Origin of the sequence: Dulcicalothrix desertica PCC 7102 (genome assembly GCF_003991905.1) — a bacterium.
Lineage (GTDB): Bacteria > Cyanobacteriota > Cyanobacteriia > Cyanobacteriales > Nostocaceae > Dulcicalothrix > Dulcicalothrix desertica.
Genome location: NZ_RSCL01000008.1, coordinates 342,822 through 358,271, shown reverse-complemented (window position 1 = coordinate 358,271; position 15,450 = coordinate 342,822). Strand labels below are relative to the sequence as shown.

The following is a 15,450-nucleotide window of genomic DNA, read 5'->3' as shown; positions in this document are numbered from 1 at the left end:
TTCTATAAAACCTCCAAAGCAAGTATGGTTTGGTCGTCTTCTTGAGAATCAGTATCTTCCTGGATGCGAGCTAGCAAACTATCTAGACATAAGGGTTGCGGTTGATTTTTTAGTAGCTTCCACAAACCTTCCTGTTTTAACATAGAGCGGTTAATACCAGCACCAAGCTTGGATACCTCAGCATCAGGATGATTTGTTACCATTGCTTCGGTAATTCCGTCGCTAGCAAGGAGTAGTATATCTCCAGAGGAGAGAACTAACTGACCATATTGAGCTTGCCACTTGGGCAATATACCTAAAGGAACCCCACGTGTTGTTAAATAAGTTGGTTGTTGAATACTCGTATCTTTGCTCGACCAAAGTAAAGGATAGATGTGTCCAGCATTAGCATAAACTAACTCCCCAGTCGCACTTATATAGCGCGCCAAAACCATAGTTATGAAGCAATTATTGCCGATTAAATCATCGCACAAGGCATGATTTAGGTTTTGCATGACTACGTTTGGCAATTCAGGTGTTTCTTGGGATAGTTCACGACGTAGCACTGATATTGCGCTTGCCATAAACAAAGCTGCTGGAACACCTTTTCCAGATACATCGCCAACAGCTAACCATAAGTCACCTTTTGGGTGAACAAACACCTCAAAAAAATCGCCTCCAACCTCACGTGCAGGTAAACAAGAAGCCTGTATTCGAGCGCTATCGATTTCTGGTAGTCTTTGACGCAACAAATTATTTTGAATTTGACGTGCGACTCCTAGTTCTAGACGGATTTGCTCTTGTTTCTCTTGTAGACGCTGATAAAGCTTGGCTTGCGAAAGCGCAAGTGCTGCTTGTTCAACAACTCCTGTTATCAACTGTATGTCCTGTTCAAGCCAAGAATAATCGCGTTTATACTGGCATAAAGTCAAGATAGCTAAGAATTGTTGCTGATAAATCAACGGTACAACCAGTTGGTAACAAGGGTAAGTATCGTCACCTGACTGCGAAACTTGATAATTACGAGTTTCCAGAACTTTTTCGATTAAAGCTTCTGAATCAACCGGATAGCTAAATTTAGAAGCTTTCGGGTCTTGGTAGTAAAACTCGTCTTGTGTTAAATGGTCGTTTTCAACTGGTCGTACAAAGCAATAAGTCGCGTCAAAACTCTGCCCAAGTGTCGCGACAATTTTTTGCAGCATACTACGGTAGTCAAGTGACTCCCTAACTGCCGTTGTCACTGCATTAAATAGTGACTCACGTCTTAAAGCGCGACTCAATTCTTGGGTTCGCTTTTTAACAACACGATACGTATCGGCTGCCTGTTCGACTACTGCTTTGAGACGGTCAGGCTTCCAAGGTTTGGTAATATACTTAAACACCTGACCGGAGTTGATAGCATCCACTAAGTCTTCGACATCTGTAAACCCAGTTAGCAAAATGCGAATTGTGTCGGGGAAACGCTCAACCGTGAGGCTAAGAAATTCCGTACCGTTCATCTCAGGCATTCGTTGGTCTGAGATAATTACAGCCATTTCGCCTTCTTTATCTAAGATGTCAATAGCACTGATAGCGTTGCTCGCTTTGAAAACTTGAAAATCGCGCCGAAAAGTACGGTAGAGTAGTTCTAGATTATCCGGTTCATCGTCTACCACCATCAGCTTCAGTTTATCTAGCCCTGTTTCAGTCATATTTGACTTTGGTTTCGCGCCTGTTTAAAAGTGTTTCAGTACGAGTACTTCCACCCAATGAACGAAAATAAATTACATGCTTATATAGAGGATACCCAGTTTGAATCTGATATTTTACTAGTATTTAAAAATATCCATCACACTCCATATGTATTACTGCACACCAACCAATAGTTTAACAGTCTTGGTTTATTATCCGCACACTAATGTATTTTTATTATCTAACAAGTTACGTAAATAATTATACTTAACTAGAGTATAATATATAATACCAGTATAAGCAAAATACTTGATACCATGACAGTCTTTACAAATGTAGAGGCGCCTTACGTGAGCGCCTCTGCATCAATTGATAATTTTCCTCTACTAACCAACTAAACCAGAACGCAACGCGCGCACAGCAGCTTGAGTACGGTCATCAGCACATAGCTTATTTAAAATGTTACGTACATGGGTTTTGACGGTACCGACGGTGATATATAACCTTTCGGCAATAACAGCGTTACTACAACCTTCAACAATTAACTGCAATACCTCTAACTCTCGTTCCGTAAGAGTATAAGGGTCAATCATTTGTTCATCGGTTTGCCCACCCGACGGCTCCGATGCCGCGTTCGCCTCGCTGGTTGTGGCATCTATTTTGGTAGGATTAGTTTTTGCCTGTTGTAGGACAATTCGGGCAATCGCTGGGTCAATCCAAGCGTTACCGTTATAAGTGACGCGAACCGCTTCAAGCAAATTATCGTACTTAACATCCTTCATGCAGTATGAATCTGCCCCTGCTGCAAACGCCGCTAAAACTGCCTCCTTACTATCGCGCAGCGTTAAAATTAATACTCGAGTTCTTGTTTCATCGTTACCTGCTTCTGATTTAATCTCGCGCGTTAACTCGATACCATCTTTGTCAGGTAATCCAATATCCACAATTGCTACATCCGGATGCACCAAAGAAAGCAGTTTTAGCCCTTCTGCTGCATTCGGCGCCTCTCCAACAACTTCAATTTCTCCTTTTTGTTGCAATGCAGTGCGGATACTCACACGGGTGAGGTCATGGTCTTCAATCAGAGCAACACGAATTTTACTCATGGTCGATTTTTGCCCGTTTCGCAGTTGGCTGTAAAGTTGAGTTTACTAAAAAGTTTTACAAAATGTAGTAGTCATACATCTTTACAAAACTAAGAGAAACCTAGAAACCCGGTTTCTCCCTGATTTACAAGAAGTATAAAGGTACTAACTGGAATTTAGTTTAACGAGACACTCCAAAGTATATTCAACATCAAAAAATTATATTCTACCCTTTGTTTGTAACTATTCAGACCAATCACCTTTGGAACAAATTTGATAAACTAGCGTTCGTAATTAGTATGGTGTGAGGAACCAGAATTTGCAGGCTATGTCTAATTTGCCTAAATCGTTTTCAGTTTTGGGACTACCCGTCCACGTAATCGCTAACTACCCTAACTGGTTACAAGAACGCTTAGAACAAAGTCAGGGAGCGCATGTTGTCACCCTAAATGCGGAAATGACGATGCAAGCGGAACGTAACCAAGCTTTGTCTAAAATTATTCAAAATGCAGAGCTTGTAATTCCCGATGGCGCCGGGGTAGTTCTATATCTCCAACTGCTGAAGAAGCAAAATGTAAACCGTGTTCCAGGCATTGAGCTTGCAGAAGCATTACTACAAAATTTGGGACAATCAAGCTCAAAATTAAATCCACCCAAAGTATTTTTCTACGGTGGAAGTCCTGGAGTCGCTCAAAAAGCTGCCGACTATTGGCAGTCACTGTCACCAGGATTATCAATTGCAGGTAGCCATTCTGGATATCACTCAGAACTTGAAGAAGAACAATTAAAGCAAACTTTGGCTCAAATTCAGCCACAGCTAATTTTAGTTGGTTTGGGAGTCCCTCGCCAAGAAATGTGGATTGCTCAAAATCGCCATTTATGTCCACAGGCCATTTGGATCGGTGTTGGTGGTAGTTTTGATATTTGGTCGGGCATCAAAACACGCGCTCCCAATTGGTTAGGAAAAAATAACTTAGAATGGCTATATCGTTTATATAAAGAACCTTGGCGCTGGAAGAGAATGTTATCTTTACCTGAATTTGCACTGAAATCTATTGTATATTATATTACCGATAGATGTGCAATCAGTCAGTAATTAAAATAAAAAATTATCTTGTGGAGCGGGCATCCCTGCCCGCCCCTATACTAAGAACGGGCAAGGATGCCCATTCCACAAGAGAAAAATATTCAAATTTTGATATTGTTGGTCATAATTTGGGAATCCTTAATTTTGTAACCATACATTTTTAAGTAAATACCCTTTTAATGACTATATGGCTGTACTAGACCGAGAACAAGATATTCCAACGTTAAATGCAGTAAACATGGTACAACTGCATAACGTTACAAAAGCATACGTTAACCAGCTTGCCCTATCTGACATCAACTTAGAGGTCAAAAAAGGAGAATTTCTATTTGTTACAGGAGCAAGCGGTTCGGGTAAGTCCACGCTTCTAAAAATGCTGTACGGTGAAGAACTACCTACACAGGGTGAAGTGACGGTCGATGAATGTAATGTCGCACAAATGCGAGGTGACGCTTTATCTTTATTACGGCGCCGTATTGGCATTGTTTTTCAAGACTACAAATTAATTCAACAGCGAACAGTCGCAGAAAATGTAACAGTCGTCTTAGAAGCTCAGGGTTATACACGTAAAGAAATTCTTAGGCGCCTAGAACCAACTTTAAAACTAGTAGGTTTGCGAGACAAAGCCAATTGTTTTCCGGGTCAACTTTCTGGAGGAGAGCAGCAAAGAGTTGGGATAGCTCGTGCAATAGTCAGTACACCACCGTTAATACTCGCAGATGAACCTACCGGAAATCTTGACCCCGATAACTCTTGGCAAATTATACAAATTTTTCGGAAATTAAACGCTTTTGGCGCCACCGTCATTATCACCACCCACGACGAGCAGTTGGTACGACGCTGTAATCACAGAGTTGTACAGGTTTGTAATGGAAAACTATTAACCAAAAACATTTAAGCAGTGGGGGCCTTCTGTTTGACCTTAACGAACAGTGGCTTTAATGGAATAGCACCACCATTTGATGTTTGTAACTTTTCTACCGCTTGTAAACTATCAAACGCTGTGTCTCGTATTAATGTTTCTTCTTCAGTAGTTAACAAAAGCTGTAAGCAATCAATTACAGCTTTGCGCTCTGAAACGTCAATATCAAAACGAGTCACTAATTTTGTTAGTTGGCGTAAAGCAATTAAACGTTTCAGCGGGTCTGATTCAGTTAACTTTTGTAACAATTGGTCAATTTGGTTCTGCTCTTTGTTGTCATTAATAGTGGTGATTAGCCATACTAGTAAGATTAAAGTCAACAGCGTTCCTGCACCTTGCATTAAGGCGCCAGTTGCAATCCAAGGATTTTTCGAGCCAAGAAATACAGCTATAGCCGTGTAGCTAGTAAAAGTAGCAATACCACCACTAAATACAGCTATTAGTAACCGCCGATTGTGTTTGTCAAAAAATTGACTCAATTGCAACCAATAGTTTGACAAGTCTCGCTTTTGCAACGAATAAGCTGATACCATTGTACCAACGCCAATACTAGTTGCAAGCAGTAACTTCCAGTTCCATAGCAGCATCGCTAAAACGATTGTTAAAAAGCTAAGAACTCCACCAGGTCCTGGCTGGAATCGCTCTTTACTTCGCAGATGCGTGGCTTTTATCTTGGGCATTCCAAGTGCCAAGTTGGAAATCTGGTTTATTAACTGCTGCCACGAAGACGAAGCCTGTGCCACTGTTTTTTACCTTTTTATAACCTTGTATTGAATTGATATAAGTAAGGTTGACCCTAAAATAATGGGACAGATACCTTGCTCCCGTATATTCTATACAAGAATATCCAGCAAACGGAAAAAACAATTGATTTTTTAGGTATTTTAAAAAGTTTTGGCGCCATCGTAAATAATGGTTAAGAGCAAAAGCTAAAATTATCGACGGTAAATTGCCCATCAAAAGCGCAGAAGGTGATGCTGTATATTTGGGATGCTTTGACTGACATCAAGGCGTTAGGAAGAAGCGTTGAGTCAGAATTTGCCAAATTCCCAACTGGCAGTACTGCTTGTGCCACAATTTTACGTTCGCGGTTGTATGCTGACAGTAGTAGTCGCTGCGAACTTGTAACTAAAGCTTTTACTATATTTACCGGACGTGTGAAAGCAACTTCTAAGAAACCACCTTTAGGCGCCCCCATCAATACAACTGCATTATCGGTTGGAAATGCTGGATTTGAGGGTTGTATCGCAATACAATTGTTGAAAATGACTCCGAATTCTTCATACTGACGTTCGACAACTTCAAAGCATTTCAAAGTCTCTAAATTTAGGCAAACGCAATCTCCATTATCATTTGTAGTATCAACCTCATTACGGGTTACTGGCTGTGGCGCCTCTAGATACTCTAACGAAGATGGTTCGATAGTACGCGACATTCGAGAATCGGTAAGTTGACGTGTGTGTTGGGATAACCTCAGTAAAGTATCTGTATCTGTATCTGGTTGAAAAAAACTCTGTTTTATCATAAAAACCTCGCCTCTAGCATAAACGAGAAATTAAAACCACTGTTAATTAGATACAAGGCAATCGCTCTAATTTCGGTGATAGTGCGTATTTTGTTAAATTTTAAAGTTTGTGTATAGGTTTGTTTCATCACAGTCATTAACTGTAAAAGACTGATTTACAAGGATTGCCGCTTGCAGGGAATGAACACTAAGTACTATCAGTAATGTTTCTGATAGATTATCACAAAACATGGTAGTTAAAATGCACCATAAGTAATACCTGCTACACGTATTAGCATTAAAATCATAGTGTGTATAGCTATGATTCGACTCTATGTATGGCATAAAAATCACTAAATCTTCACAAATGTTACGGTGACATTTACATCGGCTTAATTTGCAAGTCAGGGAAATATAGGCTTTTCCTGACAGTACTTACAAGATTATCTATCTCAGTAAATAGAAATTGATAGTAGTTTTAAACTAGTGCTTATATTTACATAAAGCCGCCAATAATCGCAAACCATACGACAAATGAGAGGTAAGGCACAGGTCAATTAAATATAAAGTGTGTTAGTTAAGTACTTGAGAATGCAATTTTTTGTTTCCCGTTCCCAAAAAAACTTTAATTTATTTATGTTTCAGCCATTAGGATTTGAGCAACGCTCGATAATGACCTCACTTGGTAGAATGGTATATTACACCAATGGCGCCAGCCCTTGGCAAAAAAGTGAGCAAAAAAATATAGTAAAGGAAAACTTAGTATTTCTACACGGCTTCGGTGGTGGTTCTTCTGCTTACGAGTGGTCAAAAGTTTACCCAGCGTTTGCTGACTTCTACCAAGTTTTGGCGCCTGATTTAATCGGATGGGGAAGTTCAGAGCATCCTGCACGCAATTACCAAGTAGATGATTACTTGACAACGATTCGAGAATTCTTAGTATCAACCTGCCCAGAACCAGTAACCGTAGTTGCTTCTTCGTTAACTGCTGCTTTTATAATCAGAGTAGCTTGTGTACATCCAGAACTTTTCAAATCGCTAATTTTAACCACACCTGCAGGACTTGCCGACTTTGGTGAGGATTATTCACGCAGTATTTTTGCTCAAATCGTCAGCATACCAATAATTGACCGTTTGCTTTATAGTACGGGTATCGCCACAAGAGAGAGTATTCGCTCATTTTTAGAGCAACGTCAATTTGCCGAAAAAGACCGAATTTTTCCAGAAATTATCGAAGCATATTTAGAATCGGCACAGCAGCCAAATGCCGAATATGCGGCATTATCGTTTGTGCGTGGCGATTTAAGCTTCGATTTATCATTATATATACACAACCTTAAAACCCCTACAGGAATTATCTGGGGAAAAAAATCTCAGTTCACAGGACCCGAAATTGGGCGCCGTTTTGCCCAAATAAACAGTAACGCAATCCGCATTTTTGAACAAATAGAAAACGTTGGGTTAACACCACAGCTAGAATTGCCTGCTGTGACGATTGGATTAATCCGCCAATTTATGCCTTTGCTGGCAACTTAAATAAAGTAATAAAAGTCTCTAAATCTTCAGGAAGATGGTGAACAGCAAACTCAGCGTGTTCAAGAAAAATGTCTTTAGCGGTTTTACCCTGAAAATGGTGTGATACTACTTGGTTAACACCAATATGGTACTTATTGTGAAATATCTTGGACATTTTGGACAACTTCATCCATTGATTCCCAGTTCGAGACTCTTCTTCGCGAATAATATCTTTGATTTGACTGACAAATTGCTCCATAGTTGGTAAAACCGTATGAACATGTGTTTTACCGCTCTGAATATCAAGTACCGTCAAATTACTACCTTGTTTTACTACCCTAAATACATTTAAGCCGTTTTGCATCATGTGATTGCACAAGTTTGTCATCACATTATCTGATGAGCAAACGAAAACCTCTTTGGCATTTGGAAAGCGCTGATTAATCGACGAGCCAAAAGTTATCATCTTTCCATCTGCGTTATCTCTACCCGAAGGTACATGAATCAAATCATAGTTACGTGCATGTAGTTCAGCGTCGAGCTTACCTTTACGACACCAATTTGCAAAAGCAACTTTAACTTGAATTGGATAATTGCAAACTGAACTCAAGAATTTTTCAGTTTCGCTATTAAATTGTAAGTTTTCTGCATCCAATAATAATACTGCGACTCCACCCTGTGTATAAGCGGCGTTGTTTGTATTATCATCTATGGCACCTGGAGTATTATTTGTAGTTTCTGAAGTGTTTGATTCTGAAGTGTTTGATTCTGAGGTGTCTTTTGTAGTATCTACATTCTCTTGAGTTTCTTGATCGACTATCGCAGCTTGAGGAGCATTATTTGTAGGGTTTTCTGTCTCAGGAGTAGATTTTATAGGTTCATCATTTACTGTAGAACCACTAGAACCACTAGGTACATTTAGATTAGTTTCACTTTCACTTTCACTAATTTTACTGGTACTGGCGCCGTTGCCATCTGGTTTTGAACTACCAAGTTGAGAAACTTCCTTAAATAAGTTAATTAATATAGGTGAAGAAAAAGACTCAGGGGAAAGCAACGCTCTCAAAAATTTCTGTAAAAGTTGCTGTGTAAGCTTTTCGTCTTGAGTTTGTCCAAGTATTTCGGTTAACTTGTTAACCAAACCAGATTGATGACGACTACTTTGCCAAGGTATATCTCTATACTTATCGAGTAGTAATTCTGGCTGCTGTACTTGAATAGCAATAATAGCTTGGCAAACCTTGGAACCTATTTGCGAATGTAAAGTAGAATTGTCAGCAGTCAGAACAGTACTCATAACGCTCATATAGCACAGTAGGGCATCCTCGAACAGGAATGATTTTCATAGACGGTAATATACTTATGTTATATTCTCAGCGAAAACTCACTGGCATCAGTATATTTACTGGGCATCGACTGGCTTCAAAACTTCTTTCACTTGATTTTGCAACCAATTCTCAAATAATTCGTTGAGTAAACGTTGTTGTGTTGGTTCGTCTAACTTAGCAGGAATCAACTTTTCGAGTCGAACTATCATAAACCATTCTGCTAGACGAGTTGGTGGTAGCAGTTGTCCGGGTTGACTGGTTGCAAGCAAATTGGCTAATGCTGGGTGTGGTGTTGCTAGTTCCATCGGTCCAAGTAAACCACCTGTTGAAGCTTCGGTACCTTGGGAATACTCGCTTGCGAGTTCTTGGAACGTTTGTTCGCCTTCAGCGATGCGAAAATATAATTCTTGGGCAATACCAATATCATTGACGCGAATTAATGAGTATACTACTCGGTCTAGTTTGGCTTTGCGCTGGATAAAATATGATTCTAGTTGACTCAGCCAGTTTGCTCGTTTGAATTTTTCAAGTTTGGCGCCACGGGTAACTGTATAGTCTAATAAAGAGCGGGTTATTTGACGCGCATCTAGCCAAACTTGTAAATCTCCATCTGAATTTAGCTGTTGCTCTTGATAAAACTGTTTATATATTGTAAAAACTTCGTCTTGACTGAGTTCGATAGATGAAATAGCACAATCTATAATAATTTCACGCACGAGTTGTGGTAAAATGCCATACTGCTTGAGCAAAGGTGTAATTTTATCTTCAGAAATATTATTTAAACGTTTTGCTGCTTCTTTCCAAATTTCATCTATTTCTACAACTAATGTCATGACCTGATTATATTCTGCGCTGGCAATGATAAGGTTAGCATTTTAACTTAGTGATTAGTGTTGTTTATATTACTAAGTAGGTAGGACGGGCAGGGATGCCCATCCCACAATATTTTAATGCTTAAGTGGTGATAGTTAGTGAGTTAAGCTGTACATTTTTTAGTGTTGCAATTAAGTTATTGCCTTTGCTGATTAGGGTGTCATTGCCGTTAATTTTGGTGTTGAGTACATCTGTGGCAAGTAAAGTGCTACCGCGACTGATTTGGTCATTGGCGCCAAATCCAATTATGGTAGTTGTACCGGAACCTGCGTTGATGACGAATTTATCGGCGCCACTTCCACTGTAGATAGTATTGTTACCACCAACAGATGTGATGGTATTTGCTCCTTCACCTGCGTAAATTGTGTTATTTCCTTTACCAACAGTGATGTTATCATCTCCGGTGCCTGCGTAAATTAAATTATTACCGTTGCCTGTAGAGATACGGTTTTGACCTTCACCTGCGTAAATGGTGTTATCTCCGTTGCCTAAAAAGAAAGTATCGTTGTTGGCGCCACCAAAAGCTTTGTTGTTTCCCGAACCAGCAATAATATAGTTATTACCTTCACCACCGTAAATAACATTATTGCCATCACCAGCAGTAAGTAGTTCCGAAGCTACTGTGCCATATAATGTATCATCTCCGGCGCCACCTGTAATTTCAATGGTTGGCAGGTTGAGTCCAGCAACTCCAACACGTGGGTCGAGGTTGAGGGGTGTATCAAGTCCGAGCAGTATTATTTCGTTATTGTCGATGGCAGGAGGACGACCAACGGAAAATGGATAGTTGTTATCGTTGGCAACTAAAATTGTGTTTTCGTCAATTACTAAAACATCTTCGATGGTTTGGAAGGGGAATTTAAAGTTGGTGCTTCCGTCTTGGTTAAGGTCGTTAGGGTCTTTGACGTTGAGTAAATCTACAATTTCTTGCTTGCTCACAAAACCATTAGCGTCTTTTTGCGATAAATCAACTTTGTAAATTTTCTTAAATTGTGCCGCATCTCCCTGTCCATTATCGCGCTCAATAACCAAGTACTCGTTAGCATTCACAACGGCAAAGTCACCAATTGCATTATTAGGACTTTCCATTTGGTAATAACCTGCCAAACCCTCGTACTTGTTCGATGCAATATCAAATTCATAAATTCGCAGTGAACCAGCAGGGTCTCCAACTACTGTACCTTCGAGTAAAGGATACAATTTGGTTTTATCAGGATTAATTGCCATCCCTTCAAAACCTCTCGAACCAGCTAAATTAGATACTGCTGGTGTATCTACATAAAGGTCACGAATTGTATCTCCTAATCCTGGAAAGTCAGTAAAGTAACCGTCAACTCCTAACTCGATAAACTGCTTGTATTCGTTTGCTGGATTACCGTTATAGTCTGGCGCCAAAAATACGTTTTCATTACGCAGTGTATAAAGATGTACTAGTAAACCTGCTGCATGAGCATCTTGAACCAAAGTTGTAGGCGCCAAAAGTGTACCATTTCTACCTGCGGGTATAATTAATCTTTTATTCGGGCCAATACCAGCAGCATATTTAGATATTTCACCAAGTTCAGCTGGTTTTGTTAAATCACCGTAAGTCCGGTTGTCACCATTAACAACAAAGTCATACGGACGGTCGTTTGCACCACCAAATAATTGCACTAAAGGAATATCAACACCAACGTTGGGCATAATGACATCGTTGAGTTCCCTCAGATTAACAGTTTCAAACGACTGGATAAATACACGTTTGGGGTCGGTAAAGTTTTGGGCAACGAGAGTATCGATTAATTTTTGTCCCAAGTTCGTATTAATGGAAGTACCATCGATGCGCTTACCTTCGCTGGCAAAATAAGTAGGGTGCTTGGTTTCTGGATAAATACCAATTTTGCGTCCGGTTTCTAGCTCGACTTTTTGTACTAAGTCGATAATTTCATCCAAAGTTGGAACTTGAAGTTTATCGTTATTGAAACGAGTACCGCGTAAAGCTGGTAAACGTTCGATTGCGTTGAGAGTTTTGAGTTCCGCCAATGTAAAATCTTCGGTAAACCAACCACGTACCGAGCGTCCATCGATAACTTTCGTTGTTAAACGGTCAGCAAATTCAGGACGTTCATAAACATCAGTACTAGTATCGGTATTATTGAGACTACCATCAGCATTAAGAACAGCTAAAGCGTTTTCGTGACGCGCAACGAGAATACCATCTTTGGTTGCCACTAAATCAGGTTCAATAAAATCGGCGCCTTGAGCAATTGCTAATTTATATGCCGCCAAAGTATGCTCAGGACGTTCACCACTGGCGCCTCGATGTCCAATAACTATAGGTGGGTTTTTGTCAAGGGTATTAAATTCAGGTGTTGCTAGAACATCGGGGTTTTGCGGTGAACGAACAAATGGCGCCACAATTTGGTCGCGGACTAAATCACCTGTACCAGGAAAATCAGTAAAGTAACCATCAACTCCCAATTGAATAAACTGTCTATATTCAAGTTCAGGATTATTGTTATAGTCTGCTGCTAAAAATCTTCCTTCGTTACGAAATGTATATGGATGTACTAATAATCCTGCGGTATGGGCATCTTGAACTAAGCTGGTTGGAGCTAAAGTGCTTTTGTCAGCATCGTTAATAGCACCATCTTTATTTACATCATCAGCAATACCATCGTTGTTGGCATCTACTCCTTTAACAGAAACAATCATTCGTTTCCAAGGGCCAATACCATCAGCATAAGTGGCAATTTCTTTCAACCCATCAGGTGTTCGCAGGTCAGCATAAGTACGTTCATCACCATTAACTACAAAATCATAAGGTTTTGTCTCAATTAAGGAACCATCTAATCGAACATCGGTAGCATCGAGTAACTGCACTAAAGGTATATCAATACCAGCATTCGGCATTAATACACTATTAAGTTCTTTTAAATTACTAGTTTCAAACGACTGAATAAATACTCGTTTGGGGTCGGTAAATTCTGTTTTGACTAATGTGTCAACAAGCTTTTCTTCGAGCGATAGACCTAAATTATCATGGAATATCGGGTGCTTAGTTTCTGGATAGATACCAACTTTGCGTCCGGTGAGTGCTTCTTCTTGTTTGACTAAATTAATAATTTCTTCAAGCGTAGGAATTTCTAAAACTCCGTTAAACACTTGAGTTCGGTAATCTTGCGGCATTATTGCGCGCAGGGTTTTAATTTCAGCCAAAGTAAAATCAGAGGCAAAGAAACCTTCTTCTGCGACACCATCAACAATTTTAGTTGTTTTACGGTCAGCAAATTCTGGACGGTTGGCAACGTCGGTGGTGTTAATTAAATTTGGTTCATGACGCGCGATTAATACCCCATCCTTAGTAGAAACTAGGTCAGGCTCGATAAAATCAGCACCTCGGTCAATTGCTAATTTATATGCAGCTAACGTATGTTCGGGCAATTCACCACTGGCGCCTCGGTGTCCAATTACTAATGGAGCTTGTCCATTTAGGGTATTTAATGTAAATTCATTCGGTGTAGCAATTGGAGCATCGAGTAATTTACCACTGTTATCGAAGTGTAGTAAATAGGGTCCAAATTCATCACCAATCCAGATAGTATTATCTTTGGCAATGACAAACGATTCAATATCAAAATCGGCGCCTGTAAGTAACCGCTCTTGTGATGCTTCGTTGGTAATTTTGAATGGTACTTTTTTATCTGGGTCTGCTAACTGAATAAAATTATTGTCTACTTTTACAGTTCCATCACCTGAAGAAATAGTACGAAAATTTGGTTCAACTTTGTATATGCGTAATAAAAAATCTGAACTATTTGTTTTGGCGCCGTAACCGTTATCAGCCATAAACCAAAATTGATTTTGTCCTGCAAATTGCACCGCGCTAAATCCTTGAACAGGTTGTCCAGGAAACGGGCCAGTGCGACCATTTGCAGAAATGTCTTTACCTGATGCTGGGCCTGAAGCGAAGGTATCAGCAGGAAGGAACGCGAATCCTTTGAGTGTTGCGTTTGTCATTGTTTTTATATGTGTAAATACAAAAGAGTAGGGAAATACAACTTTCCCGTATGATTCTTAATTTTTATGCTTATGGTAAGAAAAACACACTATAGCCGTATATTCCACAAGCTTGTAACTACACTTTTGCACTTAAAAGTTAAGAAAAGGCAAATAAACGATTAACAGTTTGCAACGGATACAACGGATGTAACGGATGTAACGGATGATTTATTAGTTACGAACGAAAATTGTTACCAAAGTACTGAGGGGCGAATAATTGAAGCGGCTTGAAAAGAATTTAATACGAAGCAGGTTAGTACAAAATAATACTATAGAAACCAGTAATTTATACTGTAAATTTAGAACTTGTTTTAGGTATTAAGCACTTTGCATAATATAACTAGATAACTGGGCATCTTATTTTAGTGGAGTGAAATAAGACTGTAAATTTACAATCTTATTTTAGTTACAGCCAATTTTGTAAAATAAGTTTTGTATTCTCAGTCACATTTGCCCGTTATCGGCTTTTATAACAAAGCAGGGGAAGTACAACACTCTCCAAAATTTTAGTTTCAATTGCACAATACTTACAGAGACAACATTGTTACTTAAACCAGCAATAAAGACGATAGTCAAAGCATTTTCGTGACGCGCGAACGAATATACCGTCTTTTGTACTAAATCTGGTTTAATAAAATCGGCGCCCTGCGCTATTGCTAGCTTTATATACTGCTAAAGTATATTATGGACGTTCACCACTTGCATCTCGGTGTTCAATCATTACGGGTGGTGTGTAGAATTCGGTTGTTGCTAGAACATCTGGATTTTGCGGTGAGCGAACGGACGGTGCCTGTAACAAAAGCAGACAAGCTTTACGATGTACTTTTGGAAGAACTTAAAAAGGAAGGATTAATATGAATACTAAACCTTTTAGCGAATTACGAAGTAAAATGACACCTGAGCAAAGAGAAATGAGCAAGGCTCGTGCTATCTTGATATCGCTTCATATTTCTCTTATCGAGTTACAAGAGTCTATGGGCATACCCCAAGAAAATTTAGAAAAAGAACTTGGTATCGATTTAGCCAATATTTCTAATTTAGAAAACTTGGATGATATTCAAATAAGTACTCTCTTCCGTTATATCGAAGCTCTTGGTGGAAGTTTAAAAATAGTAGCCAATTTTCCAGAAAAGGAAGTTGTGCTTGCCAAGTCTTAAGGTATTGTTGATAGTTTTGTAAGTTGGGTTATGCGTTTGCGTAACCCAACCTACTTTTGCGTTATACGCTACTTACTGAGTTCAACTGAACATCCCTTAGCGTTGCGAGTAAGTTGCTACCTTTACTAATTAGAGTATTATTACAGTAACAAGCTTGATATTACATTGACGTAGAAAAAGATTATTAAGAGTGTTCTAAAAAGTAAATTAACCTGCAATTGTAAGATGGGTATTTTACTTGTTTGCTCGTATGGGACGGGCAAGGATGCCCATCCCACAAGATAATTT

The 15,450-nt window shown here is 39.4% G+C and carries 11 protein-coding genes; 4 read left to right on the top strand and 7 right to left on the bottom strand.

What is annotated here, in order from left to right:
* Positions 1-2: 2 nt before the first annotated feature.
* On the bottom strand, positions 3-1,670 hold the full coding sequence (locus tag DSM106972_RS19025; RefSeq protein WP_127082171.1) for a SpoIIE family protein phosphatase: 1,668 nt from the start codon (positions 1,668-1,670) through the stop codon (positions 3-5).
* Positions 1,671-2,036: 366 nt separating this feature from the next.
* Entirely contained in the window at positions 2,037-2,756 is a 720-nt protein-coding gene (locus DSM106972_RS19020) for a response regulator transcription factor (RefSeq protein WP_127082170.1), read from the bottom strand.
* A gap of 307 nt (positions 2,757-3,063) precedes the next feature.
* On the opposite strand from DSM106972_RS19020, the gene DSM106972_RS19015 reads away from it, so the two are divergent.
* A complete protein-coding gene (locus DSM106972_RS19015; protein ID WP_127082169.1) occupies positions 3,064-3,831 on the top strand; it encodes a WecB/TagA/CpsF family glycosyltransferase in 768 nt (255 codons plus the stop codon).
* Positions 3,832-4,009: 178 nt separating this feature from the next.
* Positions 4,010-4,720 (top strand): cell division ATP-binding protein FtsE, encoded by a 711-nt coding sequence (ftsE, locus tag DSM106972_RS19010; RefSeq protein WP_127082168.1) that lies wholly within the window; start codon positions 4,010-4,012, stop codon positions 4,718-4,720.
* Here the strand turns inward: ftsE and DSM106972_RS19005 are convergent.
* Positions 4,717-5,487 carry an armadillo-type fold-containing protein gene (locus DSM106972_RS19005; protein ID WP_073623162.1) on the bottom strand — a complete coding sequence of 257 codons (771 nt, stop codon included), beginning with the start codon at positions 5,485-5,487 and terminating at the stop codon, positions 4,717-4,719. The genes ftsE and DSM106972_RS19005 overlap by 4 nt on opposite strands.
* A 173-nt stretch (positions 5,488-5,660) precedes the next feature.
* The gene (locus DSM106972_RS19000) at positions 5,661-6,269 is read right to left on the bottom strand and encodes a hypothetical protein (RefSeq protein ID WP_186538854.1); all 609 of its coding nucleotides are present in this window, start codon (positions 6,267-6,269) and stop codon (positions 5,661-5,663) included.
* Between the two features lie 615 nt (positions 6,270-6,884).
* On the opposite strand from DSM106972_RS19000, the gene DSM106972_RS18995 reads away from it, so the two are divergent.
* Entirely contained in the window at positions 6,885-7,784 is a 900-nt protein-coding gene (locus DSM106972_RS18995) for an alpha/beta fold hydrolase (protein WP_127082167.1), read from the top strand.
* Here DSM106972_RS18995 and DSM106972_RS52565 read toward each other — a convergent pair.
* The 3 genes from DSM106972_RS52565 to DSM106972_RS18980 form a co-directional block, all read right to left on the bottom strand.
* Positions 7,762-9,060: a hypothetical protein gene (locus DSM106972_RS52565; RefSeq protein ID WP_186538856.1), complete on the bottom strand. Its 1,299-nt coding sequence runs from the start codon at positions 9,058-9,060 to the stop codon at positions 7,762-7,764. The genes DSM106972_RS18995 and DSM106972_RS52565 overlap by 23 nt on opposite strands.
* 105 nt (positions 9,061-9,165) lie before the next feature.
* Entirely contained in the window at positions 9,166-9,924 is a 759-nt protein-coding gene (locus tag DSM106972_RS18985; protein WP_127082166.1) for a peptidylprolyl isomerase, read from the bottom strand.
* A gap of 121 nt (positions 9,925-10,045) precedes the next feature.
* Entirely contained in the window at positions 10,046-13,963 is a 3,918-nt protein-coding gene (locus DSM106972_RS18980) for a glycerophosphodiester phosphodiesterase family protein (protein ID WP_127082165.1), read from the bottom strand.
* An 896-nt stretch (positions 13,964-14,859) separates the two neighbouring features.
* On the opposite strand from DSM106972_RS18980, the gene relB reads away from it, so the two are divergent.
* Positions 14,860-15,162 (top strand): type II toxin-antitoxin system RelB family anti-toxin, encoded by a 303-nt coding sequence (gene relB, locus DSM106972_RS18975; protein ID WP_127082164.1) that lies wholly within the window; start codon positions 14,860-14,862, stop codon positions 15,160-15,162.
* Positions 15,163-15,450: the final 288 nt, after the last annotated feature.

Bases quoted from the DNA above. Each gene is read 5' to 3' on its own strand.
- DSM106972_RS19025 (WP_127082171.1), bottom strand. From the start codon at position 1,670: ATGACTGAAACAGGGCTAGATAAACTGAAGCTGATGGTGGTAGACGAT.
- DSM106972_RS19020 (WP_127082170.1), bottom strand. From the start codon at position 2,756: ATGAGTAAAATTCGTGTTGCTCTGATTGAAGACCATGACCTCACCCGT.
- DSM106972_RS19015 (WP_127082169.1), top strand. From the start codon at position 3,064: ATGTCTAATTTGCCTAAATCGTTTTCAGTTTTGGGACTACCCGTCCAC.
- ftsE (WP_127082168.1), top strand. From the start codon at position 4,010: ATGGCTGTACTAGACCGAGAACAAGATATTCCAACGTTAAATGCAGTA.
- DSM106972_RS19000 (WP_186538854.1), bottom strand. From the start codon at position 6,269: ATGATAAAACAGAGTTTTTTTCAACCAGATACAGATACAGATACTTTA.
- DSM106972_RS18995 (WP_127082167.1), top strand. From the start codon at position 6,885: ATGTTTCAGCCATTAGGATTTGAGCAACGCTCGATAATGACCTCACTT.
- DSM106972_RS52565 (WP_186538856.1), bottom strand. From the start codon at position 9,060: ATGAGTACTGTTCTGACTGCTGACAATTCTACTTTACATTCGCAAATA.
- DSM106972_RS18985 (WP_127082166.1), bottom strand. From the start codon at position 9,924: ATGACATTAGTTGTAGAAATAGATGAAATTTGGAAAGAAGCAGCAAAA.
- DSM106972_RS18980 (WP_127082165.1), bottom strand. From the start codon at position 13,963: ATGACAAACGCAACACTCAAAGGATTCGCGTTCCTTCCTGCTGATACC.
- relB (WP_127082164.1), top strand. From the start codon at position 14,860: ATGAATACTAAACCTTTTAGCGAATTACGAAGTAAAATGACACCTGAG.